28 protein-coding genes are annotated in these 25,389 nt (G+C 37.1%); 12 read left to right on the top strand and 16 right to left on the bottom strand.

Annotation, left to right across the window (positions count from 1 at the left end):
* Positions 1-25: 25 nt before the first annotated feature.
* The 3 genes from lipB (at position 26) to DD829_RS02240 (ending at position 2,631) form a co-directional block, all read left to right on the top strand.
* The gene (gene lipB, locus DD829_RS02255; protein ID WP_108409594.1) at positions 26-754 is read left to right on the top strand and encodes a lipoyl(octanoyl) transferase LipB; all 729 of its coding nucleotides are present in this window, start codon (positions 26-28) and stop codon (positions 752-754) included.
* Positions 755-1,293: 539 nt separating this feature from the next.
* Positions 1,294-2,253, top strand: a complete 960-nt coding sequence (locus DD829_RS02245; RefSeq protein WP_108409449.1) for a protein-glutamine glutaminase — start codon at positions 1,294-1,296, stop codon at positions 2,251-2,253.
* A 66-nt stretch (positions 2,254-2,319) separates the two neighbouring features.
* Positions 2,320-2,631 (top strand): hypothetical protein, encoded by a 312-nt coding sequence (locus DD829_RS02240; RefSeq protein WP_123906783.1) that lies wholly within the window; start codon positions 2,320-2,322, stop codon positions 2,629-2,631.
* A 16-nt stretch (positions 2,632-2,647) separates the two neighbouring features.
* Here DD829_RS02240 and DD829_RS02235 read toward each other — a convergent pair whose 3' ends face one another.
* On the bottom strand, positions 2,648-3,400 hold the full coding sequence (locus tag DD829_RS02235) for an SDR family oxidoreductase (RefSeq protein ID WP_108409447.1): 753 nt from the start codon (positions 3,398-3,400) through the stop codon (positions 2,648-2,650).
* Between the two features lie 182 nt (positions 3,401-3,582).
* On the opposite strand from DD829_RS02235, the gene DD829_RS02230 reads away from it, so the two are divergent.
* From DD829_RS02230 to DD829_RS02205, 6 genes are all read left to right on the top strand, one after another.
* Complete coding sequence (locus tag DD829_RS02230; protein WP_076393253.1) at positions 3,583-4,215, top strand: NAD(P)H-dependent oxidoreductase; 633 nt, start codon at positions 3,583-3,585, stop codon at positions 4,213-4,215.
* Positions 4,216-4,239: 24 nt separating this feature from the next.
* Entirely contained in the window at positions 4,240-4,674 is a 435-nt protein-coding gene (locus DD829_RS02225) for a MarR family winged helix-turn-helix transcriptional regulator (protein ID WP_076393251.1), read from the top strand.
* Complete coding sequence (locus DD829_RS02220; protein ID WP_116097987.1) at positions 4,675-5,097, top strand: organic hydroperoxide resistance protein; 423 nt, start codon at positions 4,675-4,677, stop codon at positions 5,095-5,097. It abuts the gene before it with no gap.
* A 348-nt stretch (positions 5,098-5,445) separates the two neighbouring features.
* Positions 5,446-6,567, top strand: coding sequence for a lactonase family protein (locus DD829_RS02215; RefSeq protein WP_108410601.1), 1,122 nt, complete (start codon positions 5,446-5,448; stop codon positions 6,565-6,567).
* A 169-nt stretch (positions 6,568-6,736) separates the two neighbouring features.
* Positions 6,737-7,051, top strand: coding sequence for a hypothetical protein (locus tag DD829_RS02210; RefSeq protein WP_108410600.1), 315 nt, complete (start codon positions 6,737-6,739; stop codon positions 7,049-7,051).
* 59 nt (positions 7,052-7,110) lie between these two features.
* Positions 7,111-7,707: a hypothetical protein gene (locus tag DD829_RS02205; protein WP_108411670.1), complete on the top strand. Its 597-nt coding sequence runs from the start codon at positions 7,111-7,113 to the stop codon at positions 7,705-7,707.
* A 3-nt stretch (positions 7,708-7,710) separates the two neighbouring features.
* Here the strand turns inward: DD829_RS02205 and DD829_RS02200 are convergent, their stop codons facing one another.
* From DD829_RS02200 to DD829_RS02160, 9 genes are all read right to left on the bottom strand, one after another.
* Entirely contained in the window at positions 7,711-8,340 is a 630-nt protein-coding gene (locus DD829_RS02200; protein WP_087711015.1) for a peptide deformylase, read from the bottom strand.
* Positions 8,341-8,567: 227 nt separating this feature from the next.
* Complete coding sequence (locus DD829_RS02195) at positions 8,568-9,440, bottom strand: ChaN family lipoprotein (protein ID WP_108411671.1); 873 nt, start codon at positions 9,438-9,440, stop codon at positions 8,568-8,570.
* A gap of 1,137 nt (positions 9,441-10,577) precedes the next feature.
* A complete protein-coding gene (locus tag DD829_RS02190; RefSeq protein ID WP_108410350.1) occupies positions 10,578-11,606 on the bottom strand; it encodes a hemin-degrading factor in 1,029 nt (342 codons plus the stop codon).
* Between the two features lie 4 nt (positions 11,607-11,610).
* Complete coding sequence (locus tag DD829_RS02185; protein ID WP_108410349.1) at positions 11,611-12,261, bottom strand: class I SAM-dependent methyltransferase; 651 nt, start codon at positions 12,259-12,261, stop codon at positions 11,611-11,613.
* A 1-nt stretch (position 12,262) separates the two neighbouring features.
* Positions 12,263-13,033: a heme ABC transporter ATP-binding protein gene (locus tag DD829_RS02180; RefSeq protein ID WP_108410348.1), complete on the bottom strand. Its 771-nt coding sequence runs from the start codon at positions 13,031-13,033 to the stop codon at positions 12,263-12,265.
* Positions 13,030-14,073: a FecCD family ABC transporter permease gene (locus DD829_RS02175; protein WP_108410347.1), complete on the bottom strand. Its 1,044-nt coding sequence runs from the start codon at positions 14,071-14,073 to the stop codon at positions 13,030-13,032. The genes DD829_RS02180 and DD829_RS02175 overlap by 4 nt, the downstream gene beginning before the upstream one ends.
* The gene (locus tag DD829_RS02170) at positions 14,057-14,932 is read right to left on the bottom strand and encodes a hemin ABC transporter substrate-binding protein (RefSeq protein WP_108410346.1); all 876 of its coding nucleotides are present in this window, start codon (positions 14,930-14,932) and stop codon (positions 14,057-14,059) included. Before DD829_RS02170 ends, DD829_RS02175 begins: the two co-directional genes overlap by 17 nt.
* 27 nt (positions 14,933-14,959) lie before the next feature.
* Complete coding sequence (locus DD829_RS02165) at positions 14,960-16,048, bottom strand: HmuY family protein (protein WP_228408101.1); 1,089 nt, start codon at positions 16,046-16,048, stop codon at positions 14,960-14,962.
* Positions 16,049-16,063: 15 nt separating this feature from the next.
* Positions 16,064-18,181: a TonB-dependent receptor plug domain-containing protein gene (locus DD829_RS02160; protein WP_108410345.1), complete on the bottom strand. Its 2,118-nt coding sequence runs from the start codon at positions 18,179-18,181 to the stop codon at positions 16,064-16,066.
* Between the two features lie 95 nt (positions 18,182-18,276).
* Between DD829_RS02160 and DD829_RS02155 the strand changes: the two genes are divergently transcribed.
* Entirely contained in the window at positions 18,277-19,077 is an 801-nt protein-coding gene (locus DD829_RS02155) for a T9SS type A sorting domain-containing protein (protein ID WP_108410344.1), read from the top strand.
* 159 nt (positions 19,078-19,236) lie between these two features.
* Here the strand turns inward: DD829_RS02155 and DD829_RS02150 are convergent, their stop codons facing one another.
* From DD829_RS02150 to DD829_RS02125, 6 genes are all read right to left on the bottom strand, one after another.
* On the bottom strand, positions 19,237-19,527 hold the full coding sequence (locus tag DD829_RS02150; protein WP_087711034.1) for a putative quinol monooxygenase: 291 nt from the start codon (positions 19,525-19,527) through the stop codon (positions 19,237-19,239).
* Between the two features lie 92 nt (positions 19,528-19,619).
* The gene (locus DD829_RS02145) at positions 19,620-20,504 is read right to left on the bottom strand and encodes a sulfite exporter TauE/SafE family protein (protein ID WP_116547473.1); all 885 of its coding nucleotides are present in this window, start codon (positions 20,502-20,504) and stop codon (positions 19,620-19,622) included.
* Between the two features lie 117 nt (positions 20,505-20,621).
* Positions 20,622-21,863, bottom strand: coding sequence for a sulfate adenylyltransferase subunit 1 (locus DD829_RS02140; RefSeq protein ID WP_108410194.1), 1,242 nt, complete (start codon positions 21,861-21,863; stop codon positions 20,622-20,624).
* A gap of 231 nt (positions 21,864-22,094) precedes the next feature.
* Complete coding sequence (gene cysD / locus DD829_RS02135; protein ID WP_108410195.1) at positions 22,095-23,003, bottom strand: sulfate adenylyltransferase subunit CysD; 909 nt, start codon at positions 23,001-23,003, stop codon at positions 22,095-22,097.
* 16 nt (positions 23,004-23,019) lie between these two features.
* A complete protein-coding gene (locus DD829_RS02130; protein ID WP_108410196.1) occupies positions 23,020-23,712 on the bottom strand; it encodes a phosphoadenylyl-sulfate reductase in 693 nt (230 codons plus the stop codon).
* Positions 23,713-23,801: 89 nt separating this feature from the next.
* Positions 23,802-24,209, bottom strand: a complete 408-nt coding sequence (locus DD829_RS02125) for an RrF2 family transcriptional regulator (RefSeq protein ID WP_087711044.1) — start codon at positions 24,207-24,209, stop codon at positions 23,802-23,804.
* Positions 24,210-24,349: 140 nt separating this feature from the next.
* Between DD829_RS02125 and DD829_RS02120 the strand changes: the two genes are divergently transcribed.
* Positions 24,350-24,778 carry a DUF4268 domain-containing protein gene (locus DD829_RS02120; RefSeq protein ID WP_076393214.1) on the top strand — a complete coding sequence of 143 codons (429 nt, stop codon included), beginning with the start codon at positions 24,350-24,352 and terminating at the stop codon, positions 24,776-24,778.
* A gap of 33 nt (positions 24,779-24,811) precedes the next feature.
* The gene (locus DD829_RS02115; RefSeq protein WP_165796642.1) at positions 24,812-25,126 is read left to right on the top strand and encodes a hypothetical protein; all 315 of its coding nucleotides are present in this window, start codon (positions 24,812-24,814) and stop codon (positions 25,124-25,126) included.
* Positions 25,127-25,389: the final 263 nt, after the last annotated feature.

Genomic DNA, 25,389 nt, shown 5'->3' with positions numbered 1-25,389 from the left:
TAAATTTGTGTATTCAAAAAATGATATGAATACAATTCAGAATAAAGTAGTAGAATTTGAAGACTTAGGAACGCGGGAATATCAGTCGGCGTGGGATTATCAGGAATCTCTGATGAAAAACATCATAGATCTGAAAATTAAAAACCGCGATCTTCCTGCGGAACAGCACAGCGAAACGCCCAATCATTTTCTTCTTGTAGAACATCCTCATGTGTATACGCTGGGAAAAAGCGGACATGAAGAAAATATGCTTGCCGGAATTGATAAACTGAAAGAGATTGATGCCACTTTCGTAAAGGTAAACCGCGGCGGAGATATTACGTATCACGGTTACGGACAGATTGTAGGCTATCCTATTTTAGACCTTGAAAATTTCTTCACGGATATTCATAAATACATGAGAAATCTGGAAGAAGTCATCATCAGAACCATTGCCGAATACGGATTGAAAGGCGAACGTTCTCCCGGAGAAACAGGAGTCTGGCTGGATGTGGGAAAACCTTATGCAAGAAAGATCTGCGCTATGGGGGTAAAAGCTTCACGATGGGTAACTTTACACGGATTTGCTTTAAATGTAAATACGGATATGCGTTATTTTGAATACATCATTCCGTGCGGCATTAAAGACAAACAGGTAACTTCCTTAAAAAGAGAACTGGAAAGAGAACTCACTCCTAAAGAAATGGAAGATATTAAAGCGAAAATAAGAAAGCATTTTACAGAGGTTTTCGAAGCGGAACTTATTGCGAAGTAATTTTTACTAAATAACATTTCCCTGCATATTGCGATGTGCAGGGATTTTTAATTAAAAAATCAATATTAGACGTACGTTCGGCGTTCCGTAGGAACGCTATCTTTAGAAAATTCATTGAGAATTACAGATATCAATCCTACGGATTGATTGATGAACTGATTCTTATTTCTACACAGATTCTGCTCCTAAAGGAGCAAAGATTTTTACTATAAACAACTTTATCAGAAAAACAAACAGGCTTCAGACAAATCTTATCATCAATTTTACCCAACCTAACCTTGATCGGTAATCTTCGCATCAGACTGAAGTCTGGTGAGATTGATAAAATATGATCAATTTATTACCCATTAATTTCATCGAACTCACGTTAAATACATTTGCCCAATTTAATTTTTCCAGTATTCATCGGCAATCTGAATGCATGATAAAAATTCTTAAAAATTTTGAATTTTATATTCAATTTTTTATTACTTTTAAAATCACAATGCAGTGAACTATTAAGAATAAACTGCACCTCATTAACCACAAAAATTAAAACTATGAAAAAATTTCTGCTATCCGCAATGGCATTTGTAATGGTACTTTCCTCCAATGCCTGTTCAGATTCCAGTGCCAATCAGGATCCGAATCTTGTTGTAAAAGAAAACAATGAAAATGCCATGAGAGACTTTGGCAGCACTATTCCGGTAGGGATTCAAAAAGAAGGCAATGTACTGAAAGTTTCTTTCATCATTTCTGCGCAGTTCTATGAAATTAAAGACAGCAAAGAGAATGAAGCCTTCATCTCAATGATTCAATCAGCGGTCGAAAATGAAACTCCGGTTCATGTTTTCCTGAAAAAAAATTCCAACGAAATTGCCAAAGTTGAAAAAGCAACCGATGAAGATGTTACTTACTTCAAATCCATCTTCACCAAAGAAACTCAAAGCGAAACCAGTAAAGCAGTAAGTGTAATTCCGAATCAGGCAACTCTGAACAATCTTTTCATACAGATCAAAAATCAGTCGTGCGGAACTTCTACAGCTTCTTCACCATGCATCACGTTCAGATATGCAGTAGACGGATGTTACGCAAGAGCTCATAAAATGAGACAGATCCTTCTGAATGCAGGTTATGACTGCGAAAAACAATTCGTCTACGGAAACCTGAAAGCTTCTACAGGAACGTGCTGTGTTTCGTGGGGATATCACGTAGCTATTTTAGTAAGCTTTAAAAATGCTTCCGGTGTGGTGGAAAAAAGAATTATAGATCCTTCTCTTTTCACCTCCGGACCGGTAACTGATACTGCATGGAGAAATGCGTGCGTAAATACAAGCTGTGGTTCCGCCTCTGCTTCTTCTTACGCCAATACGGCAGGAAATGTATATTACAGAAGTCCGTCCGGTTCGCTGCTTTATGACAACAATTATATAAACACGAATTGTGTACTGACAACATTTTCTACATTGTCCGGATGCTCTCCTGTTCCGGCTCCAAGTGTAGCAAGCTGCGGATTCTAACAAATCTTTATATAGCTCCTGCAATTATTTGTTATTTTGCAGGAGCTTTTTTTAAATTTTATTTTCATGAAATTCTCAACCTATATCCTCTGCATAATAATGATGGTCATTTCCTGCTCCGGCAATCAAAGTTCACAAAACCTTACATGGTACAACAATTCAGTGATTACCGATATTACAGATGATCCGGATCGACCACAGGAATTTGCCCGTGTTTCCATAGGAATCAGCGCGCAGGTTTTCTATCTTTCAAAAAAATCTCAGGATTATACCCATCTTATCGAAAAGGCAACTTTAAGTCTTAAGAAAAGTAAAAAATATGATATTGGCATTGAAAATAAAACCAATATTATCAGACAGATCAAAGACGTAAAATAATCTTTTCATCACATTATCATTTAATTACAGATATTCCGGCATCAATTCTCAATTCCGCTCCGTGAATGTAAGATGCTTCATCAGAAGCAAGAAAAAGTATCGCTTTTGCAATTTCCGAAGGTTCTCCCTGTCTTTTAAAAGGAATGGTAGGAATAATATGTTGTACGGCTTCATCAATCTGTTCTGAATTTAAACCCGTATTATTAAAAATATTGGTTTTGATATGTCCCGGACTAATTCCATTCACTCGGATTCCTTTAGTCGTCAATTCAGTTGCGAAAGTTTTAATAAAAGACTGAACTGCCGCTTTTGCCGCAGAATACACGGAAAAATTGGACATCCCGAATTCTGTGACAAAAGAAGTATTAAACACAACCGAACTCCCCTCTTTCATTAAAGGAAGCATCTGCTGAACAGTAAAAAAGCTGCCTTTTACCAGCATATTGAAAAGTTCATCAAAATGATGTGCATCCACATTTTCAATCGAAGCAAATCTTCCGTATCCTGCATTTGCAAATACCAGATCAATATGTTCCGTTAATTTTTCAACTTCATTTCTAAGATTCATCAGGTCGCTTATTTTTCCGGCATCCGAAACAATTCCGAACGCATTTTCGCCTAGTTTATTTACGGCATTTTTTACATTTTCTTCACTTCTTCCAGTGATGATTGCCTTTCCGCCTTCTTCTATAAACTGTTGTGCTGTTGAGAATCCCATTCGGTTGGTTCCGCCTGTAATCAGAGCGGTTTTGTTTTTAAATCTCTGCATTGTTTTTGGTTTAAAATTCTTCAGCAAAAGTGGAAAGTTCAGTCTTCAGAAAAAATCCGATTCCTGCGATGTTTTAAGAAGGTTTTAAAAATTTTTAAATTAAATTTAACAAAATTAAATTGTACACAATTTAATTTGGCAATATTTTTGCATCATATTATTCAAATAAAAAATTAACAAAAATGTCATTAATAGAAGATTTAAACTGGAGACACGCTGTAAAAGCATACGATCCAACAAAAAAAGTATCAGAAGAAGATTTAAATAAAATTTTAGAAGCCGCAAGACTCGCTCCTACTTCTTCCGGATTACAGCCTTTCCGTGTGATCGTAGTGGAAAATCAGGAATTAAAAGAAAAAATGGTTCAGGGAGCATTGAATCCTGAAGTAATGAGAGATTCTTCTCATGTTTTGGTTTTCGCGGCATGGGACAGCTATTCCGATGAGAAAATCGATAAAGTATACGATCATCACACCGATGTAAGAGATTTGCCGAGAGGAAGATTTTCCAGCTATACCGATAAAATTAAAGAAATCTACGGTGCGCAGACTCCCGAAGAACATTTCGCGCATACTGCAAGACAAACGTACATTGCTTTAGGACTTGCCATGGCTCAGGCTGCGGAACTTAAAGTAGACAGCACTCCTGCAGAAGGTTTCAGCAATGAAGTGGTGGATGAAATTTTGGGCTTGAGGGCTTTAGGCTTAAAGAGTGTGAGCTTATTGTATTTAGGATACAGAGACGAGAAAAACGACTGGCTGTCGCACATGAAAAAAGTAAGAATTCCGATGGAAGAATTCATCATCAAAAAATAAAAACCTCTTCATTTTTCAGAAATCATGGAAAATCCCGAATTTTTAAAATTAGAAAACCAGCTCTGCTTTCCTTTATACGTTATTGCGAAAGAAATTACGGGGCTTTACCGTCCTTTTCTTGATGAGTTGGATATTACTTATCCGCAGTATCTTGTGATGATGGTGCTTTGGGAACATGACGGACTTCCAGTGAACAGCATCGGCGAAAAGCTCTATCTGGACAGCGGAACGCTTACACCGCTTCTTAAAAGACTTGAAAATAAAGGATTTATCGAAAGAAAAAGAAAAAAAGAAGATGAACGTGTGGTGGAAGTTTTCATCACAGAATCCGGCAGAAATTTACAGGAAAAAGCCTGCGGAATTCCGGAAAAATTATTTCAGAAAATCGGAGCATCGCCTGAAGACTGGAAAGCTCTGAAAGAAAATGTTCAAAAAATATTAACTAAAATAGAAAAATAAATGAAAACTTTGTATACAACAAAAGTAACTGCAACAGGAGGAAGAAACGGACACGTAAAAAGCGAAAACGGGGTTCTTGATCTGGACGTGAAAATGCCTAAAGCTTTAGGCGGAGCCAATGACGATTTCACCAACCCTGAAATGCTTTTCGCAGCAGGATATTCTGCATGTTTCGACAGCGCACTGAACCGAGTAATTTCTTTGTCTAAAGCAAAAACCGGAGAAACTACGGTAACGGCGGAAGTAAGCATCGGACAGTTGGAAAACGGCGGTTTCGGATTGGCGGTTCAGCTTGATGTAAATATTCCTGAAGTTTCTATTGAGGAAGCACAGGCTTTAACAGAAAAAGCGCACCAAATCTGTCCGTACTCTAATGCGACAAGAAATAATATCGAAGTAAAACTTTCAGTTACGAACAACTAATTCAGCGTTTTACGGTATAAATATCAGAATCTGTTTCTTTGGAAGCAGATTTTTTTGTTTAGTAATATGAGAAATATCAAACAGAAATTTGTTTCATCCGAAAAACGTTTATATGTTTGTTGTAAACTCATTTTAAATTTAACCGCAAAAAGTACACAAAAGTCTTTATTGGATTTATTCAAAGGTATTTCAAAAGTCTGCAAAGAGAAAAAATCTTTGGATTTTTTTTAAACTTATGTTACCTTTTTCCCATTTAAGTAGTAAACTTAAACAACTAAAGTGTTACAATCTTTTGCATCTTTTGCGGTAAAAAAGTTTAAACAGAATTTCTTTAAAAAACATAATCATTTGAAAAAGCCTTTCACCTTATTCATCACAATTTTTAGCTGCCTTCAGTTGTATGCTCAACATACGTATGTTTTTTTCGGTTCCTTCAACTGGGAAAAAGAAACGGAGGGAATTTATGTGTATGAATTGAACACGCAAAACGGAAAACTATCGAAAATTGCTTCTGTTTCGGGGATTTCAAATCCGTCTTTTCTCACTTTGTCGCCGGACGGAAAATATCTTTTTGCGTGTACGGAAAGCAAAACAAAGAACGGCGGAAGTGTAAGCAGTTTTGAATTTAATCCTGAAAAAAAATCTTTACAGTTCATCAGTAAACAAAGCAGCGGTGGTGAAAATCCGGTTTACCTGACGGTTCATCCAAGCGGAAAATGGCTCGTTAATGGAAATTATACGGAAGGAAGCGTTTCTGTTTACCCGATTTCAGATAACGGAACTCTTGAACCTTTTGTGCAGAATATACAGTTTTCGGAAGGAAGTGTAAATCCCGACAGACAGGATCGTGCACACATCCATGCCACTGTTTTTTCTCCGGATTCCGATTATCTATTTCTGCCTGATCTCGGAGCGGATAAAATTCGCGCCTATCGTTTTAACAATGAAAAAGATACACCTTTGCAGGAAGCTGAAATTCCTTTTATAAAAACAACTTTAGGAGCGGGACCGAGGCATTTTACCTTTCATCCGAATGGAAAATTCGCGTACTGTATTGAAGAAATGGGCGGTGCAGTCAGTGTTTATGCTTACGAAAACGGAAAACTAAAACCGCTTCAGAGGATTTTTACCCATTCTGAAACCTATAAAGAAGATTTTGAAAGTTCTGATGTTCATCTTTCGCCGGACGGAAAGTTTTTGTACGCTTCCAATAGAGGAAAAGAAGATAATATTGTTATTTTTTCGATTCAGGACGATGGAAGCCTGAAAACAATCGGTTATCAGTCTGTAAAAGGAAAACATCCGAGAACATTTAATCTCGATCCAAGCGGACAATTTTTAATCACCGCCAATACGGCAACAAATAATGTCACTGTTTTTAAAAGAAATCCTGAAACCGGTTTGCTGAAAAAAGCCGGAAGAAAAATTAAGATCAGAAATGTTTCGAATGTGCAGATCAGAAGATATTAATTGTATTTTTTTAGGTAATTTCGATTTTAACCGCAAAAGAGATAAAGAAAATTAAAGCGTTTATAAGGATATTCGAAGTTCTCAAAAGAATAAAAATTCCTCTCATCTTTTTGGTTCAATAAAAGTTGAAACAACTTATTGTATCTTTCAAATTGTAAAAAGTTACTATATGAAAATGTACATCATCGTTTTGAATACTGTTCCTGACAAATTAGTTCCTGTAATTACTGCACACGCTTCTTTAGCCTGCTACAAAAAATTTGAGGACAACGAAAATATGATTCAATGGATCAGCGGAATATTCAAAAAAGTAGTTTGTGTCGTAAACGAAACCGAATTTAACAGTTTTAAAAATGAGACAGATTATGTTTTACTAACTGAATCTTCACTAGACAACAGAGAAGTCGCTTTGGCATTTTGCCCGAAAGAGGAATACCCGAAAAAATTTAAATTTCTGAAAATGTGGACTCCACAAAATATATAATGATAAATTTAGACCGAACAAAAATAATTTTGTTTACTCTTAACAAATGCAATCCGTACATGAAGTTCAATTTAACTGTTATCATCTTATTCCTATTTTTTAGCTGTACTCAAACTAAGAAAGATGAAAATGAACTTTTAATTCCTAAAAATAATTTCAGTGTTTCACTTCTGAATAAAAAACTGGACAGCATACGTAAAAATCATGTCAAAAATGATTCTTCAAACATCTTATTTTTAGACAGATACGATAAAAGGCTGAACAAAAATTATATGCACGGAGCCATTCATTTTGTAATAGTAGATAAAAACATCTCCTATTATGCAATAGACACTTTTAAACCAACAGTTCTCATGTGTGGTAATCAGCCTTCTTTTTCAAAACAGGATTCTCTTATTTTTATAGAAAAGAGTAATATATTCGCTGATAAACTGCAAAAAATTAAAACAATAGAAATCATAAAAATTCTTGCTCAAAATAAAGCAGCTATTACCCAAAAATCAAACGGAACTCCTTTGAATATATCTTTTGCTTTGAAAAATGATACTTTAAAAGGTTCGACAATTTACGACATTGTCAGTTTTATGGAAAATAACGGAATGGAGTTTTATACTTTCCGAAGGATGAACAATTATGAATTGATAAAAGCCAAATAATTCTTACCTCATCCCAGAATCACTCTTCTTAAAAGCATCCACTTTCTGATAAGAATCGTTTTTCTCTTTTTCTTTTTTGTCTGAAATTAAAATTCCGAAAAGATGATCGATTTCGTGCTGGAAAATAACGGCTGTAAAGCCTTCCACAATTTCTGAATATTTCTGACCTTTTAAATCGACATATTCAAGCTGAATGACTTTGCTTCGGTAAAACTGATCTCTGAAATCGGGAATCGAAAGATCGCCTTCGGGACCTAAATTCTGTAATTCTGATCTCCAGACAATGACAGGATTGATGAAATATTCCAACGGTTCACCTTTTTTATCAAAACGCTGAACCCAGATTACTTTTCTGTTGATTCCAACCTGTGGTGCGGCAATTCCCACTCCGCCATCGGTGGAAAGTAAAGATTCTTTCATTCTGCTGACCAAAACTGCCGTGTTTTTATCCAACGGATCGATTTCTGCGGAAAGGCTTAATAACGTCTTGTGCTGATTTTCGTCTGTAGTCTGATAAATCGGCAACGCAGAATTTTTATCTCCCTGATTGATAATGGAAATTTCGCTTGGTGTCAGTTTTTGAGCGTTCATCAAACCGATGAAAAGGATGAAAAGAAGGGATATTTTTTTCATTTTTCTGAATGTTTTGCAAAGATAAATATTGCAGGCTAAGTTTTGTATGTTTTGGTTAAAACCCAATTGAATTTTTGGTAAAAAGCAATGAAAAATATGCAGACCTCATTGTCTTTTAAACGAATCATTGTCATTCTGACGAAGGAAGAATCTGTTTAAATTCTCACACACTTTTAATCTAAATGAAAACATAGCTTTTTACTTTTAACTTTTTACCTGGCTCTTTCTCAATACGTTTTCGTCATATCACTGGGAATGATCAGATTAAAATCTGTAGGAATATAGTCTTTCTCAGGAACTTTTAATTCAGGATCATCCGATTCAAAAACAGAAATGACCGCCATTTTCAGGTTCGGATTCTTTTGTTTAATGTACCAGTAAATCCCGCCAAATTCCTTGCTGTGATAGTTTCCGTTGTAATGGATGAATGTTTTTCCGGATTGCAGATTTTTCAGGATAGATTCTGCCATAGTCGCATCTTTTACTGCCTGAGCGGAAATAAAATTCATCACTTTGGTTCCGTCTGCGTGATCGCCCATCATCGCTTTCATTTCAGGGTAACCCGGTGTTTCGAGCGTTACTTTTATGGGAAGCTGTGCGATATAAGATTTTTCTTTTTCAGATAAATTATTCAGAGATTCCAGACCTTCTTTGGCGGTTTGGGAAGCGTATTTTCTGGGAATATTCGTTGCGATGAAATTCAGCTTTTTTGCTTTGGCAAAATCAACCAAAGGTCTATAATCGGTCGTGAAATTATTCCAGAGTCTTGCGGAATCTTTCAGTGTTTTCGCGTCTATTTTCCCGTTGAGATATTGATTCAGTTGCGGCTGATTGTCTCTTTCGAACATTTCAGCACCTAAAATAAGCTGTCCGTTTTTCTGAGTATACAAACCTTCCGTCACTTTAAGATGTAACCAGTGGTTGATGGAGTTGTTATGATTTTCACCAAAGAAAACCACGTCGTAATCAGCCAGTTGTCTGATGAGTTTTTCAGGCTTTATTGATTTTCCTTTTTTGTCGTAAAACTGATAGGCTTTAAATTGCTGTGCCTGAAATGAGCAGAAAACAGTAAGAAAAAAGGCAGTGAAAAGGTTTTTCATTTTAATTTGTTTTTTAAACACGAATGGCTTTACAAATATCATGATATAATTTTAATTTTCTGTTGTTTTTTTAAACACGAATAACACAAATAGTTTCACGAATATCACGATATAACTTTAATTTTTTAATGATCTATTGTTTATTTTAATTCGAAGCTTTTTTAAACACCAATGATACAAATGGCTTCACGAATGACACAATGTAATGTTGTTTATTTTTATAACGCAAGGATCGCTAAGTTTTGTTTTTAGTTTATTGAGGATATTTTTCGTTCGCAAGGGCACTTCGTTCAGCAAATGATAAAACGAGCCACTCAGCTAAGACATTGCCAAATGCAATCATAAAACGTTCGCTTAATAACAGATGAAATCTGAATAACTTTGCTTACTTTAAAATATTTACCTTAAAATATCTACTTTGCGTTAAAATTTTCAGAGTGAATGCAATTGAAAAAATTTTATTTAATTTTCTGTTGTTTTTTTAAACACAAATGATACAATGTAACGTTGATTTATTTTTAGCGCGCAAGGATCGCTAAGTTTTGTTTTTAACTTATTGAGGATATTTTTCGTTCGCAAAGGCACTTCGTTCAGCAAATGATAGAACGAGTCACTCAGCTAAAACATTGCCAAATGCAATCATAAAACGTTCGCTTAATAACAGATGAAATCTGAATAACTTTGCTTACTTTAAAATATTTACCTTAAAATATCTACTTTGCGTTAAAATTTTCAGAGTGAATGCAATTGAAAAAATTTTATTTAATTTTCTGTTGTTTTTTTAAACACAAATCACACAAATGGTTTCACGAATGACACAATGTAACGTTGATTTATTTTTATAACGCAAGGATCGCTAAGTTTTGTTTTAAAAATTATGCTGTTGATTTTTCGTTCGCAAAGGTACTTCGACAAGCTCAGTATAAACTATTCACTCAGCTATGGCTAGTTCTATCATTTGCTGAACGAAGTGCCCTTGCGAACAAAAAAATATGCTCAATTAGGTCAAAAAGACTTCGCGTTCTTCGCGTTAAATATTGTATCATTCGTGAAACCATTCAATAAATTCGTGTTTAGATAAAAAAAGCCGCCTGTAAAAAACAAAACGGCTTAAAGAAACTATCTAACTATTTCAATTTATTTTTCAAGATCTGCGACGAGGTTTTTCCATTCCTGCAGTTCCGGGATTCCGGGTTTTCTTTTTCCGAAAAACTGAACGATAAAATCGCCCTCTTTATTGAAAACTTCAATAGCGGTCACTTCTCCGTCTTCCGTCGGTTTTTTCACAATCCATGCTTCCGCAATTTTGGTAACGTCCAGATGCAGATTGAAATCCGGATCCATTACGTTGAACCATTGCTGATGCCAAAGTGTTTTTTTCACATTTCCCGTATGAATCTGGATGATTCCTCTGTTTCCGACAAAAATCATGATCGGAAGTTCTTTTTCCGATGCATCTTCCAGTACGTTTACGACTTTTGAGCTTTCAATTTTCTTTGCAAAACCTTCAGGAGCCAGTCTCAACGCCTGCGTTCTGCTCACTCCGAATTTTCGGGTCATCATAAAGAAATCGTGGGTATCTTTCAGTTCTGTCCATGCTTTTTGGAAGCCTTCTACATCAATTTCGGCATCCGGTTTTTCTTCTGCTTTCGGAGCTGCTTTTTCAAAATCGAAAGATCCGTTCTGCTCATCTGCTTTATATTTTTCTGCCATTTCATCGAATGCAGCTTCGTTGCTGTCTTTGGTAAGATAAATTTTATGCAGCGCCAAACCGTCTTTTCCGAAAAACTGAAGGCTTTTTTTATCTCCTTCCACCACTGCGAAAGCAAATTTCCAGTGATTCAGGAAAATTCTTAAATCAATATCTTCTCCCACGAAAAGCTGTGCATGAGGACTGCTGAAATCGCCGTTCAGATACACTCCTTTTCTTTCGTGAACGCACTCTTCGTTGCGTGTAAGCGCCATTACTTTTCCTAACTGCTCCACTTCTGCTAAAATATTCTGGAATTCCGACTTCAGAACCGTTACGCCTTCTCCTACGCTGGTTGCCAACAGTTCCGCTTCGCTTACTCCGAGTTCTGCTGCGGCATTTCGGATTCTCAGATGCGGATTTTCAGCTTTAAGAGCTTCCCATTTTTCCTTCAGATCGTTTACTAATGTGCTCATTTATTTATTTTTTAATGGTTAAAATTGTATAATTTCTTGTGATGGTTTCTTCTCCGGTTTTACTTTTTACTTCTTCCTGCCGTTCGGAAATTTTCATTCTTTTAAAATAACTTTTGGAAACAGTTTCCTCCATTTCATCGGTATTGTACAACGTAAAACCGAACTGTGTAAAAGGGAGTTTTTCCATGAAATCCCGCTGTCCGAAAGTGAGAACAAATGTTCCGTTGTCTTTCAGAACTCTGTAAATTTCATTGAGAAAATCTGTTGGTTTCTGCCAGAAATAAACAGTGTTTACGGTAAATATTTTATCGAATGTTTTGTCTTCAAAAGGCAGTTCTGTTCCTTCATACAGGATAAATTCAGCCTGATTCTCAAAATCTTTATTCAGTTTTATGGCTTCATGATGCATGGTTTCCGAAATATCAATTCCGGTATATTTTACATCAATGGCTTTGTTTAAAATATTTCTGACATGCCCTGCATTTCCATGACCGATTTCCAGAATGTGTTCATTGTCTTCTATTAAAAGGGTTTGTATGCTTTCCAACGTCATTCCGATGTTGGTTTCATTCATCATTTCGCCGATCTCAATTCCCTTTTCTCCTTGAGGATGGGCGAGATTCTGTGCTAATATTTTCAGTTTTTCTGTATCCATATTATCCAAAAATAATCATTGGGTGCGAAGTTACCGGATGATTGCAGATCGTACACGGAAAATTGTAGGCTTCCCGGATATTTTCTGCGGTGAAAACCTCTTCCGGAGTTCCGTACGCAGCAACTTTTCCTGATTTCATTAATAAAACTTTATCGGCATATTGTGCGGCAAGATTGAGATCATGAAGAACAACAATCGCAGAATTGGCTTTTTTGGTGAAATTTTTAATGATTTCCAATGCTTTGTACTGATGTTTAATGTCTAAATTATTTAAAGGTTCATCTAAAAAAACAAGTTTGTGGGCAATTTCGTTCTGAAGCTGCGCAAAAACCCTCGAAAGATGAACGCGCTGTTTTTCGCCTCCCGATAAAGTGTTGTATTCTCTTTCTTTTAAATGCAGAATATCCGTTTCATTCATCATTCGGTTTGTCGATTCATGGTCTTCTGTTTTAGGCTGTGCATCGAAATACGGATAACGTCCCATCATCACGACCTCTTTTACTTCCAGCGGAATATCGTTGCTGTTGTGCTGTGAAAATTTGGCTTTGTGTTTTGAAAGCTCTTTCACATTCCAGTCGTTGATATGTCTGTTTTTAAATACAATCTGCTGTTCAGATTTAATTTCATTGGCAAGAATACTCAGAAGGCTCGATTTTCCTGCTCCGTTCGGACCGACAATTGCCAGAAACTCGCCATATTCCAGATGAACATCTACAGAATCCAGAATATGAAAGGTTTTATGCTGATAACTGATCTGATGCGCTTTTATCATAACAGTGATTTTTTAAATTTAACTAAAATCGCAATGAAAATAGGACCTCCCATTAAGGCGGTTAAAATCCCGATCGGAAGTTCCGAAGGTTCCACAATACTCCTGCTGAAAGTATCTGCCGTCAACAGTAAAATGCTTCCGCAAACTGCTGATAACGGTAAAATAACAGCATAGTCTGATTTAAACAAAAATCTTAAAATATATGGAACGATAAGCCCTACAAAACCAATGGTTCCTGAAAATGCCACACAGCTTCCTACCATTAAAGCCGAAATAAGGATGATCTGCTTTTTTAATCTTTCTACATTAATTCCCAAATGCTGTGCATCTTTTTCGCCTAACATCATTGCATTCAACGCTTTGCCTTTTGGCAGTAAAACCGTGTATGAAATAACCAGAACGATTCCCAAAATGATATTCTTCGTCCATGTTGCAGCGGCTAAACTTCCTAAATTCCAGAACGTTAAATCTCTTAACTGATCGTCTTTTGAGATGTAAATCAGGAAACCTGTAATCGAAAATCCGATCGCTGTAATGGCAACTCCCGATAATAACATCATCACGACATTGGTTTTACCGCCGCTGGTTGAAATTCTGTACACCAGAAGCATGGAAATAAAAGAACCGATAAAAGCAGCAATCCCCACCAATGAAAACTGTACGGCTTCAGGAAGAAATTCTCTGAAATATCCTCCCAAAACGATGGTAATGGCTGCAAGCAGGGTTGCGCCGGAAGTGAGCCCGATTAAATCTCCCGTTGCCAGAGGATTTCTGAACAATCCCTGCAAACCTGTTCCCGAAACCGCCAACATACTTCCGATAAGGATCGCCATCACAATTCTGGCTGCTCTCACGTCCCAGACTACATATTTATCGCTCATTGTGAGTGACTGATCTCCGTTCATTATTTTTTGTAAAACAGTGAATGCAGACTGACCTCCGAAATCGTAAACTCCGGTGTTAAGCGACCATACTGCAATGATACAAAGCAATACGGTGCTTATGATGATGTAAACGGATAATTTACTTGGTGCTTTCAATCAGAAGTTGGTTTAATTCTACTGCTGCCTGTCCTAATCTTGGTCCGAAACCGGAAACAAGACCGCCGTCCATGGCAATAATTTTTTTATTTTTTCCGGCATTGGTTTGGGAAACACCCGGCATTTTTAGCGCTCCTTCGTTTCCTCCCGCTCCCTGCAGTCCGCTCGTGAAGAAGAATAACACATCCGGATTTGCTTTTACAACCGCTTCCGGCGTTAAAGGTTTGAAATCTTCAAAATCATTAACGGCATTTTGTCCGCCTGCAATTTCAATTAAAGAAGCCATCGGTGTATTTTTTCCTGAAACCATAAGCATATTTCCTCTTGCGTAGATGAACAGGACTTTCGGTTTTTTGGCAATCGGCTGAATCTGTTTCAGATCGGCATCAATTTTATCATTCAGTTTCTGATAATCTGTATTTCCGACTGCTTTCGCCACTTCTGCGATCAGTTTTTTAGTTCCGTCAACGGTAAATTCCTGTTTAAAAATTTCTGTTTTGATGCCGGAAGATTTAATTTTCCCCATCAGTTCAGGATTGATGTCTTTATCGGAAGCTAAAATTAAGGTGGGAGAAACTGCCATAATCGGCTCGATGGTCATTGATCTTACGTGTCCCAGATCTTTAGCTGTCGATTTAAGAGATTCGGGAAAAGTACTTGTCACGTCGGTTCCCACGATTTCTTTTTCGTGACCCAAAGCAGCTACAATTTCGGTGATTCCGCCATTCAGCGTTACGATTTTATGCGCAGATTTTGGAGCTTCAGAGCTTTGTTCTGTTTTATTTTCAGTAGCAGTTCCTTCTTTTTTGCAGGAATAGACTGCCATTAATACAGATGCGGCAAGAATGAATTTTTTCATGATATCTTTTTATTTGATTTAAAATTTTTAGAACAAGGGTTTGTATTCGAACTGCGGATAGCCTCTTTCGCCGCTGTTGCTCGTAAGTCTGGTGAATCTCAGCTTAAAGTAATATCCGTCCGGATCTTTGATGACATAAAATACATCACCTTTCACCTGATATCCGGAAGGTCCGACTTCTCTCCAGTTTCCTCCGATAACGCGCTGATCGTTGTAGATGAATTTCGACTGATCGATATCCGAAACTTTAAAATTATTGTAGGCTTCAACCCCGGTTGTGGTTCCTGAAGCTTTTACTTCATAAGCTCCTGCTCCACCTACATTATTGATGGTGATAAAGTCTGCATACACATAACTTCCTGCTCCTGTAATGGTATTGGTAAAGACCGAAAAGCAAAGATCCCATTTCTTTTTTTCAGGCTGAATGAAGAGTTCTTTTTCATTTTTCAGACTAACAAAATTATAATTGTACGCGGAGTTTTTATTGATGGTTAATTCCTTGTGAGACGCAGAATTTAATGGGGCGTATTTTATTTTATATCCTCCGTTTGAAGTTCTCGAGATCTGAATTTTCATCCATCCTCTGTTTTCTCCGGCTGTGGTAACACTTCCTGCGGGAACATTTCCTGTGTAAATTCCTTTCCCCATGTTCAGAAGGTATACTGCATTTTCAGATTCATTGGGTTTAATTTCTTCAATTGCAGTATAGCCTGAAGGAAAATTTCCCTTTACATCATCAATATAAATGGTGTTGGAAGGATTAAAATTCGCAACCTGTACAAGATCCTGCAAACCGGAAACCTCAGCTTCTGTGACCAAATCGATATTTGTAGCATTCGGGATTTTTCCTGCTGCCATCATCAGAGAAGAATTAAGAATGACTTTAAAATTGCTTCCTGAATACAAAGCGAGGTCCCAATCGGTTCTTTTGGTCAGCACTTCAGAATCCGTTCCCAGATCAAACCAGACCTGATTGGGCTGTGTAGGTCCGCCAACGGTAGGATTCACGATGGAACCTTCAATTTTTGATATGGCAACGGGATCTTCATTATCATTAATGCAGGACTGGGTGATGAATGATGTCCCGATGAAGAGATAAAGCATTATTTTTTTCATTTCAATGATTATTTTTTAAAAGTTGTAGGTTAGTCTGGTGAAGTAGCTTCTGCCGTAGAAAAGGTTCGAGTTCGGATCGGTGGTTCCGTGTGCGGTTCCGGCAACGGTGGTGTCTCTTACGGATGAAACATCAAAAATGTTCTTGATTCCTGCACTGAGTTCAAAATGATTTTTGAAAAACGGCTGACTTACCACGAAATCCATCATGTTAAAGTTGCCGCGCTCTCCCACATAATAAAAAGGATGGGCAATATCCTGACTGTCTAAGACAAACATCTGAAGTTTTCCGACGTGTCTGTAAAACAACGAAACATTGGTTCCTGTTTTTGGGAGGGTATAGTTTGCAGCCAGTTTTCCTTCGAATGTATAAAAGAAATCATCTGGAGAAACCAGAGTTCCCGAAAAGAGCTCTTTTCCGATGCCATAATAAGAAGCATTGGCTGCAAGGCTGAACTGGTTTTTCTGAACTTTAAAATTGGCTTCAAAAAGTAATGATCTGAATTTGTTGATATTGATGTATTTGTACTGCAACGGACTCTGATTGATCTGCAGAACTTCTATCCTGTTTTTGAGATCCATGTACGTTGCGCTCGCTCCTACCTGAACATTCCATCCCGAACTGGTGCTGAATTTTTTGTCTCCGTTTAAAGAGATCGTGATTCCTTCTTCCGGTTTTAAATCTTCATTTCCTCTGATGTCGTGGTTGCTGTCGACAAAATAGGTGTAGAGTTCATCAAAATTGGGAAACCGGTTCGCGCTTCCTGCCACGAGTCGGATATTACTGGAATCATCTATTTTTCCTCTTACCGTTAAGGAATAATTGTGCTGTGTATCAAATTTATCACTCAGCGCCAAACGGTAACCGGGTCTTAATGAAAGCCAGCCTGTAGGATTCCATTCTGCAGAAATAAAATTGGCGTAATTGAAAATTTTTCGATCGACATTATTTCCTGCAAAATCTCCTGCTATAAAACCTGCGTATCCTTTGGTATGATCGAGTTCATAACCCAACTGGAAATCTATTTTTTTATCATCAAGAAAATTGCTGAAAACACCTCGCGAATAGATGACATCTGCTTTGTTATAGGACTGATAAGCTTCTTTGGTTCCCATTACTTTCCTGTTCGGAATGTCATAGGTAAAATCTCTGTATTTTCTGTCCTGAGTCTGATAAGAAAAATCACCTGTATAATTGATGCTGCCTAATTTGGTCTGAACATTTAACTGATTGACGTATCTTGTTGTGAGGTAATCTCTGTCGGCAGAAGTATAAGTTCTGTTTCCCTCTCCTAAATAAAGTTCTGAAACAATCGGGCTGTAGAAATTGAGTTTTTCATTAACGAAGCCGAATTTATAGAAAACGGACGTTTTATTTTTACTGTATCGGATCACTCCGTCGATATTCAGAACATCTTTCGGCTGCCACAGATATCCTCTTTTTCCGTCCTGTTCAAAATATTTATATCCTTCCTGCGTTCCCTTGAATCCCTGAAAATCGTTATGATTGATATTGGCTCCGATGTACCAGTTTTCATTTAAGTTATATCCTGCATTCAGCGTTTGGATATGCCTTCCCTCTCCTTTTTTGTACCAATTGTATTCTTTTCCTACGGTTTCTTCCTGAACCGAAGCATTTAACGTTAATTTTTTCTGAGTGCTTTTTTTGGTAATGACATTGATGACTCCGGCAACGGCATTGCTTCCGTAATCCACTCCCATTGAACCTCTTACCACTTCAATACGTTCTACATTATTGATATTGAGTTTGGTGAGATCTATATTGTTTCCCAATCCTACATCTCCCACCACAGGAATATTGTCGATCAGGATTTTGGTATATTCTCCACCCAGTCCCAGTAAACTCGCCGTTGAATTTCCTGAATTGCGGTCTGAAGTAATCAGGATGTTCAGACTTTGGTTTAAAACATCTGCCACATTGGTTGCTGCCATATTTTTGATCTGCTGCGCGTCGATGACCTCCACTTTATAAATTGATTTATTAATGGATTGCTGAGTATACTGTCCGGTAAGGACAACCTCTTCAATTTTTTCCAGCTTTACAGAATCTTTTTTCTGCGCGTCCATCCACAAAATCATTGTTAAAGCCAGAACAGAAAGCAATTTCTTCTTCATAGGATCAAAAATTTTTGACAAATATAATATTTTATTTAGAACAATTAAAAATAATTATATAATTTTGTAGAATAATTCTAAATAAAAATAATGTTATGAAATTAGGACTACTTATTGGAGGTTTACTGCTTACAGCGATTTCGGGAAATGCACAGGTAACAGCGATTAATGAGAATTTTGAATCTTTCACGGCAGGAACAGGTGCAGCATGGCCACAAAATAACTGGAACCGTGTACAGAGTGGTTCCGGACCGTGGGTATATGTTGATAATTCGAATGCTGCGGACAAACATATCCAGTATTACAGCTTTTTCACGACGAATACACCGGGTTATGCTATTGCTCCGCAAATTATTGCACCCAATGGAAGTCAGACACTTACGTTCAAGTCTTCCCTTACAGCAGGATCTTCCGCAGGAAGCACCGGAACTATTGAAGTTGGATTTGTGGACGGCGTTACAACAGCAGATATGGCAAGTTTTACAAAGATTGGAAATACGATTACGCTTACTTCAACAGATACGCAGTATTCCGTACCGATTCCTGCATCCAATAAACAATATATTGCCTTCAGAATTGTAGGAAGTCTTAATCATACAGCGATTCAGTTGGATGATATTTCTTACGCGGTAAGTTCGATACTTGCAGTTTCAGATCAGGCAAAATCAAAGGAAAGTGTACAGTTTGCAGTGAATTCCGACAATACCGCATTGCTGTTTGTTGCTAAAAAAGAACCGAAAAAAATTCAGATCTATTCAGCGGGAGGTCAGAAAACAGCCGAAGGAAAATTATCCGGAAGATTGTTTGATATCAGTACGCTTCAAACCGGAGTTTATTATATCCTGATTGAAACAGCGGAAGGAGAAATCGTAAAATCAAAATTCATTAAAAAATAAACTTTTCACAGGATCACAAAAGTTCACAGGAGCTTTATTGATAATACTTTCTATTTTTTCTAATAAAAGGCTGTCCGCAATAGTGAACAGCCTTTTAGTTTTATGTTTACCTCAGGAAGATTGAAGTTATTTTTAAGTGACTAACTTTCTTATTACAGTTTACAGAGTTTTAAATCCTTTAAATACCTGAGTAGAACTTTCCAGCATTTTAGAAACGTCTCTTCTGAAATTCAGCAAATGATCCTGCCCGTTGTGGCGGTTCAGGTGTTCTTCACTTTCCCACAATTCCACCATGAAAAAAGTTCCTTTGTTATCTTTGTCTTCAATAAGGTCATACTGCAGACATCCCTCTTCTTTTCTGGTTTCTCTTACCAAAATCTGGAAAAGTTCAACTGCTTCCATCAGATAATTCTCATTAAATCTGAAAAGCGCAACTACGTTTATGTTCATTGTTATTTTTTTAGTGGTGTAAATGTAGAATATTTTCAAAACCGAAAAGATATTTCATGCTTTTATTTTTCCACATTTAACAGATTTTATCACTAAAAAACAGATTTGTAAATGGTAATTGAGCTCATCACGATCACCAAAGTTCCGATAATGATAAACATACTTTTCACAGGAAGTTTTGCCGTTAACATCGCAGAAAAAGGAGCGGTAAAAATTCCTCCGATCAGAAGACCGAGAATGATATTCCAGTGCTGAATTCCCAATGTGAAAATAAAAGTAATGGCTGCTGTTAAGGTTAAAATAAATTTTGCCACCGTAGAACTTCCCACCGCAAATCTCGGCGTAAAGGAATTTTTAATTAAAGTTCCCGTTACCAACGGTCCCCATCCTCCTCCGGCAAAGGAATCGATAAAACCTCCAATCACTCCCAAACGCGTTAAATTTGTTTTCCGTTTTAATTTTTTGTCCTGCCTATTTTTAAACGCATTGGATAAAATCTGAATTCCCAGATATAATGTGTAGAAGGAAATAATTGTTTTGGTGATTTTTGAATAATATTCTCCGAGATATGTGAGTGAAACCGCCCCGATCACTGCTCCGAAAATCGCAGGAATGGCGAGTCTTTTCACCAGACTTTTGCTTACGTTTTTCAGTCTGATATGACTGATGCTTCCGGCTGCCGTAGTAAAGCTTTCCGCAGAATGAATACTCGCACTCACCGCATGAGGCGGAATTCCGAGAAACAAAAGCGTAGTCGTACAAATTACGCCGTATCCCATTCCCATCGATCCTGCAACGATTTCTGCCAAAACTCCCACCAACATCATCCAATAGAAAATGTAATTGTCTTTGGCTAAAACAGTGAACAGTTCATCCAGATAACCCAGTTCATACATCGTAAAGGCAACAACCGACAGAAGTGCGATCGTCACAAAAAATACATTTAACCTGAACTGAACTTTTCTTGAAATAACCATTTTTTCTGTTTTCTATCGTTTTAAACCACTCTGAAATATTTATACAGCTAAGAGAAATTCACTTTAAATCAGCTTATCTTTTTAAATCTTTCTTCAATGGTTCAGATTATGTTTAATTTATAAAATCATTACGGCTCCCACCGTTGAATTGCCTGTCTCGTCGATCAATATTGCGTTGCCTGTTGCATTGCTTTCTTCAAAGCTGTCGAAAACCAGGGGTGAAGCTGTTTTTAAACGGACTTTTACGACTTCGTTTAATTTTATGCTTTCAGAAACCGGCGTTTTTTCTAAAGTATTAACGTCTATTTTATATTCAATTTCTTTGACAATCGCTTTTAAAAGTTTGCTTTTGTGCTGAATGAAATATTTGTTTCCTTCGTTTAATTCCTTTTTATCCAGCCAGCAGGCAACGGCTTCAATTTCATTTTCAACTTTCGGAAGGCTTTCGGTTTTTACTAAAAAATCACCTCTGCTGATATCAATATCATCTTCAACATGCAGAACTGCGGGATGATTGGCAAAAACAAATTCCACTTCTTTCCCCCCTGTTTCTATTTTTGAAATTTTAGTCTGAATATTCTGAGGTAGCACCGTAATTTCATCACCTTTTTTGTAAATTCCCGAAAGAACTTCTCCTGCGTATCCTCTGTAATCATGCAGATCCTCCGTTTGCGGACGAATGACATACTGAACCTGAAATCTCGGACTCTGAAAGTTTTGATCTGAATTGATTTCAACTGTTTCGAGGAAATCCAACAGCGTAGAACCTTCATACCAAGCCATATTTTCGGATCTTTCAACAATATTGTCGCCATGAAATGCCGAGATCGGGAAATAATTTACATTTTTTAACCCTAGTTTTTCTGCAACCAATTCATACTGAGCTTTTATATCCTTAAAAACTTTTTCAGAATACTCAACGAGATCCATTTTATTGATGGCGACCACCACATTTTTCATCTTCAATAAAGACGCAATAATGGAGTGTCTTCTTGTCTGTTCAATCACGCCCTGTCTTGCATCAATCAGAATAACAATCAGTTGCGAATTAGAAGCTCCCGTAATCATATTTCTTGTATACTGAATATGTCCCGGTGCATCCGCAATAATAAATTTTCTTTTCGGCGTTGAAAAATAACGGTACGCAACATCGATGGTAATTCCCTGCTCTCTTTCTGCTCTTAAACCATCGGTTAAAATAGCAAGGTCTACTCCGTTTTCGTTTTTATTTTTTGACTGTTTTTCGAGTGCTTCAAGCTGATCGATCAATATATTTTTACTGTCGTACAGAAGTCTTCCGATTAGGGTACTTTTCCCGTCGTCTACACTTCCTGCCGTTATAAATCTTAATATGTTCACGTTTGTTTTATTAATTATGAGTAATTGAGTGAGGTTAAGGTTAAGGATAAGGTTGAGGATAAGGTTGAGGATAAGGTTGAGGTTAAGACTGAAGGCTTACTACAAAAACTTCTGACTTCCATCTTCCAACTTCTATCCTAAATATAAAGGTTGAGATTAAGGTTGAGACTGAAAGCTTAATGCAAAAACTTCCAACTTCTGACTTCCAACATCCAGCCTCCATCTTCCAGCCTAAAAATAACCTCCTTTCTTCCGGTCTTCCATTGCAGCTTCCGTCACTTTATCGTCGATTCGGGTTTCGCCGCGCTCGGAAATTCTGGATGCCGTGATTTCATTCACAACCTCATCCAAGGTTTCGGCAGCACTTTCTACTGCGGCGGTACAAGTCATGTCTCCGACGGTTCTGTAACGTACTTTTTTACTGACAATCGTATCATTTTCATCAATCTGAATAAAATCTGATACGGCAATTAACTGTCCTTCATATTCAATCACCTCACGCTCATGTGCGAAGTAAATGGATGGCAACTGGATATTTTCTTTTTTAATATAATTCCAGACATCAAGTTCCGTCCAGTTCGAAATCGGAAAAACTCTTACGTTTTCACCTTTGTTGATTCTTCCGTTGTAGATGTTCCACAATTCGGGACGCTGCAGCTTCGGATCCCATTGTCCGAATTCATCCCGCACAGAGAAAAAACGTTCTTTGGCTCTGGCTTTTTCTTCGTCTCTTCTCGCTCCGCCAATACAGGCATCAAATCCGAATTCTTCAATCGTATCTAATAAAGTGTGGGTTTGCAGCCAGTTTCTGGAAGCAAATTTTCCTTTCGGTTCTGTTAAATTTTTAGCTTTAATGGTATCTTCCACTTTTCTTACAATCAGTTCCGCGCCGATATTTTCTGCTAAATAATCTCTGAACTGCAAGGCTTCAGGAAAATTATGTCCTGTATCGATATGAACCAACGGAAAAGGAATTTTCATCGGAGCAAAAGCTTTTTTTGCCAGATGAACCAAAGTGATAGAATCTTTTCCGCCACTGAAAAGCAACGCGGGTTTTTCAAACTGAGCGGCAATTTCCCTCATAATGTAGATACTTTCTGCTTCCAACTGCTCCAGATAGTCTAACGTATGTGTCGTCATTTTTTATTTTTTTGAATTAATGAGAATGCAGACCGCATTCTTTCTGTGAACTTTCCCACCACCATCGTCCGGCGCGCGGATTTTCTCCTTCTTCGATTGCTCTTGTACAGGGTTGACAACCGACACTGATGAATCCTTTTTTATGTAAAGACAATTCCTGAACTTTATTTTCTTTCAGATAATCTAAAACATTCTGGTAATTCCAGTGAATTAAGGGGTTATATTTGTAAAGTTTACGATCTTCGTCCCATTCTATAACCGGCATATTTTCTCTGTTTTCAGACTGTTCGGAACGCAATCCGGTAATCCAGACTTTTGCATTTTCCAACGCACGGTTTAAAGGTTTAACCTTACGGATAAAACAGCATTCTTTTCTGTTTTCTATGGAATGATAAAATGCATTGATTCCTTTTTCATTCACATATTTTTCCACGTCTGAACTTTCCGGAAAATAGACTTCCGTTTTTGTTTTGTATCGGGCATTATTTTGGGAAAGCAACTCGTAATGCTCGTAAAAAAGTCTTCCTGTATCAAGCGTGAACACTTTTACCGGCAGATAATTTTTGAAAATCATATCCGTAATTACCTGATCTTCCTGACCGAGTGAGGTTGAAAAAACAACCCCTTCAGAAATTTTTGAAGAAATAAATTTCAGTCCCTCTTCTGCGGAAAGCTGTTTCAGTAACTCTGCATCTTCTTTTGAAATCATATTTTGTTCATTTGAAGTTATGCAAATATCAGATAAAATTACTATCCTACCAAAAAAGTAGACTAATTATTTTAAAAAAAAGGATCTGATTAATCCACCAAATCCATTAACGTTCTCTTCTCCAGAATATTCAGCGAAGCGTCGCGAACTTCGATCAGAACGTCGTGCAAACCGCAATGATCTTCACTGCAGTCGTCGCATTTTTCGTAAAAATTTAAACTTACACAAGGAAGCAGTGCGATGGGTCCGTTCACAAGACGAATAATTTTCGCCAGCTTTACATTTTCCGGCTTTTCTTTGAAAAAATAGCCTCCTCCTTTTCCTTTTTTGCTATCGAGAATGTCCGCTTTTTTAAGCTCAAGCAGTATATTTTCCAGAAACTTTAAAGGAATTTTCTTGTGTTCGGCAATTTCGGAAATAAGAATCGGTCCGTCATTTCTCTTTTCTACAAGATATGACAGTGCCTTGAAAGCGTATTGAGATTTTTTAGACAGCATTACTACAAAAATAAGAAAATTGTTTGATATGTATAATATTGAGAATGAAAGTTAGAAGATGGATGCTGGAAGTTTTCAGGGACCGCATAACTTCCCTCTTCTCGCTTCCTTCTTCCGGCCAAAATCCCTATTTTTGCCTCATGTTCAGTAAACAGGAAGCACAGCAGTTAAAGAAAGAGTTTTGGACGGCTTTCGGAAAGTCTTTTCCAAGAAAATGGATTTTGTACGATACCAAAATCAAGGATATGTCGTTTAAATTTTATGCGGATAAGAAAAAAGCGGAAGTTTCTCTGGATATTGAAATGAAGGATGAAGTTTTCAGAGATGCGTACTACAACAAAATATGGTCACTGGAAGATATTCTGAAGGATTTTATCGGCGATTTTCATAAGGAAGAATTTTATACGCTGGAAAACGGAAAAGTTATCAGCCGAATCTGGGTTGAAAAGCACGGTATTTCTGTTTTCAATAAAAATACATGGCGGGAAGCCTTTGAATTTTTTGTTGAAAAAATGGATGGCTTTGAACGGTTTTATTATGAATATGAGGATTTTATAAAGGATGTTTAGTGAATAGTTTCTAAAGGATACAAAAAATATATTATGAAAATAAGATATTGCTGGAGGTGCAGAATGGATGTTCCCATGCTTGATGAAGAAGAGGGAAAAATCGCTTCGAAATTATTAGCTGAAGGACTTCAGGAATTTAAAACAGCCAGAAAAACGCCTTTAAACGAAAATTTCAAAAAACTGCTGGATTATTACAATAATTTAACCGGTTTTGAAGAAACAAATCCTAATTCCATCATGCATCATTTCATTGATATGTATGGTCCTGACTGTGAAAACTGCGGAAAACCTTACCGGACGGAAACCGCAACATTCTGTCCTAAATGTGGTAACAAAAGAAACATTTAAGGACTTTTCTCAATTTGATTTTTTCAACGCAAAGATTATTTTTATCAGTATAATTTTGAGAAGGCAAAGGCAAATGAAATTTGACTCGCGAAGCTTGAAAACAGATTTCAAGGCTAGTTTTGTATCAAGGTGAATCGTGAATTTTTAATTCAAATCAGGATCGGAAGCCGCTTAAATATTTTTAAACTTGTGGTTAAACTAATTTCAGAATTAACCGCAAAAGATGCAAAATATAATGATAAAGCGAATTTCAATAATAATCA

This window comes from Chryseobacterium sp. HMWF035 (assembly GCF_003094695.1).
In the GTDB taxonomy this organism is placed as follows: Bacteria; Bacteroidota; Bacteroidia; order Flavobacteriales; family Weeksellaceae; genus Chryseobacterium; species Chryseobacterium gambrini.
The sequence above is the reverse complement of the archived record's forward strand: the minus strand, read 5'-3'. Positions and strand labels throughout refer to the sequence as shown.

Excerpts from the sequence above, each read along its gene's own strand:
- lipB (WP_108409594.1), top strand. The coding sequence starts at position 26 with ATGAATACAATTCAGAATAAAGTAGTAGAATTTGAAGACTTAGGAACG.
- DD829_RS02245 (WP_108409449.1), top strand. The coding sequence starts at position 1,294 with ATGAAAAAATTTCTGCTATCCGCAATGGCATTTGTAATGGTACTTTCC.
- DD829_RS02240 (WP_123906783.1), top strand. The coding sequence starts at position 2,320 with ATGAAATTCTCAACCTATATCCTCTGCATAATAATGATGGTCATTTCC.
- DD829_RS02235 (WP_108409447.1), bottom strand. The coding sequence starts at position 3,400 with ATGCAGAGATTTAAAAACAAAACCGCTCTGATTACAGGCGGAACCAAC.
- DD829_RS02230 (WP_076393253.1), top strand. The coding sequence starts at position 3,583 with ATGTCATTAATAGAAGATTTAAACTGGAGACACGCTGTAAAAGCATAC.
- DD829_RS02225 (WP_076393251.1), top strand. The coding sequence starts at position 4,240 with ATGGAAAATCCCGAATTTTTAAAATTAGAAAACCAGCTCTGCTTTCCT.
- DD829_RS02220 (WP_116097987.1), top strand. The coding sequence starts at position 4,675 with ATGAAAACTTTGTATACAACAAAAGTAACTGCAACAGGAGGAAGAAAC.
- DD829_RS02210 (WP_108410600.1), top strand. The coding sequence starts at position 6,737 with ATGAAAATGTACATCATCGTTTTGAATACTGTTCCTGACAAATTAGTT.
- DD829_RS02205 (WP_108411670.1), top strand. The coding sequence starts at position 7,111 with ATGAAGTTCAATTTAACTGTTATCATCTTATTCCTATTTTTTAGCTGT.
- DD829_RS02200 (WP_087711015.1), bottom strand. The coding sequence starts at position 8,340 with ATGAAAAAAATATCCCTTCTTTTCATCCTTTTCATCGGTTTGATGAAC.
- DD829_RS02195 (WP_108411671.1), bottom strand. The coding sequence starts at position 9,440 with ATGAAAAACCTTTTCACTGCCTTTTTTCTTACTGTTTTCTGCTCATTT.
- DD829_RS02190 (WP_108410350.1), bottom strand. The coding sequence starts at position 11,606 with ATGAGCACATTAGTAAACGATCTGAAGGAAAAATGGGAAGCTCTTAAA.
- DD829_RS02185 (WP_108410349.1), bottom strand. The coding sequence starts at position 12,261 with ATGGATACAGAAAAACTGAAAATATTAGCACAGAATCTCGCCCATCCT.
- DD829_RS02180 (WP_108410348.1), bottom strand. The coding sequence starts at position 13,033 with ATGATAAAAGCGCATCAGATCAGTTATCAGCATAAAACCTTTCATATT.
- DD829_RS02170 (WP_108410346.1), bottom strand. The coding sequence starts at position 14,932 with ATGAAAAAATTCATTCTTGCCGCATCTGTATTAATGGCAGTCTATTCC.
- DD829_RS02165 (WP_228408101.1), bottom strand. The coding sequence starts at position 16,048 with ATGAAAAAAATAATGCTTTATCTCTTCATCGGGACATCATTCATCACC.
- DD829_RS02160 (WP_108410345.1), bottom strand. The coding sequence starts at position 18,181 with ATGAAGAAGAAATTGCTTTCTGTTCTGGCTTTAACAATGATTTTGTGG.
- DD829_RS02155 (WP_108410344.1), top strand. The coding sequence starts at position 18,277 with ATGAAATTAGGACTACTTATTGGAGGTTTACTGCTTACAGCGATTTCG.
- DD829_RS02150 (WP_087711034.1), bottom strand. The coding sequence starts at position 19,527 with ATGAACATAAACGTAGTTGCGCTTTTCAGATTTAATGAGAATTATCTG.
- DD829_RS02145 (WP_116547473.1), bottom strand. The coding sequence starts at position 20,504 with ATGGTTATTTCAAGAAAAGTTCAGTTCAGGTTAAATGTATTTTTTGTG.
- cysD (WP_108410195.1), bottom strand. The coding sequence starts at position 23,003 with ATGACGACACATACGTTAGACTATCTGGAGCAGTTGGAAGCAGAAAGT.
- DD829_RS02130 (WP_108410196.1), bottom strand. The coding sequence starts at position 23,712 with ATGATTTCAAAAGAAGATGCAGAGTTACTGAAACAGCTTTCCGCAGAA.
- DD829_RS02125 (WP_087711044.1), bottom strand. The coding sequence starts at position 24,209 with ATGCTGTCTAAAAAATCTCAATACGCTTTCAAGGCACTGTCATATCTT.
- DD829_RS02120 (WP_076393214.1), top strand. The coding sequence starts at position 24,350 with ATGTTCAGTAAACAGGAAGCACAGCAGTTAAAGAAAGAGTTTTGGACG.
- DD829_RS02115 (WP_165796642.1), top strand. The coding sequence starts at position 24,812 with ATGAAAATAAGATATTGCTGGAGGTGCAGAATGGATGTTCCCATGCTT.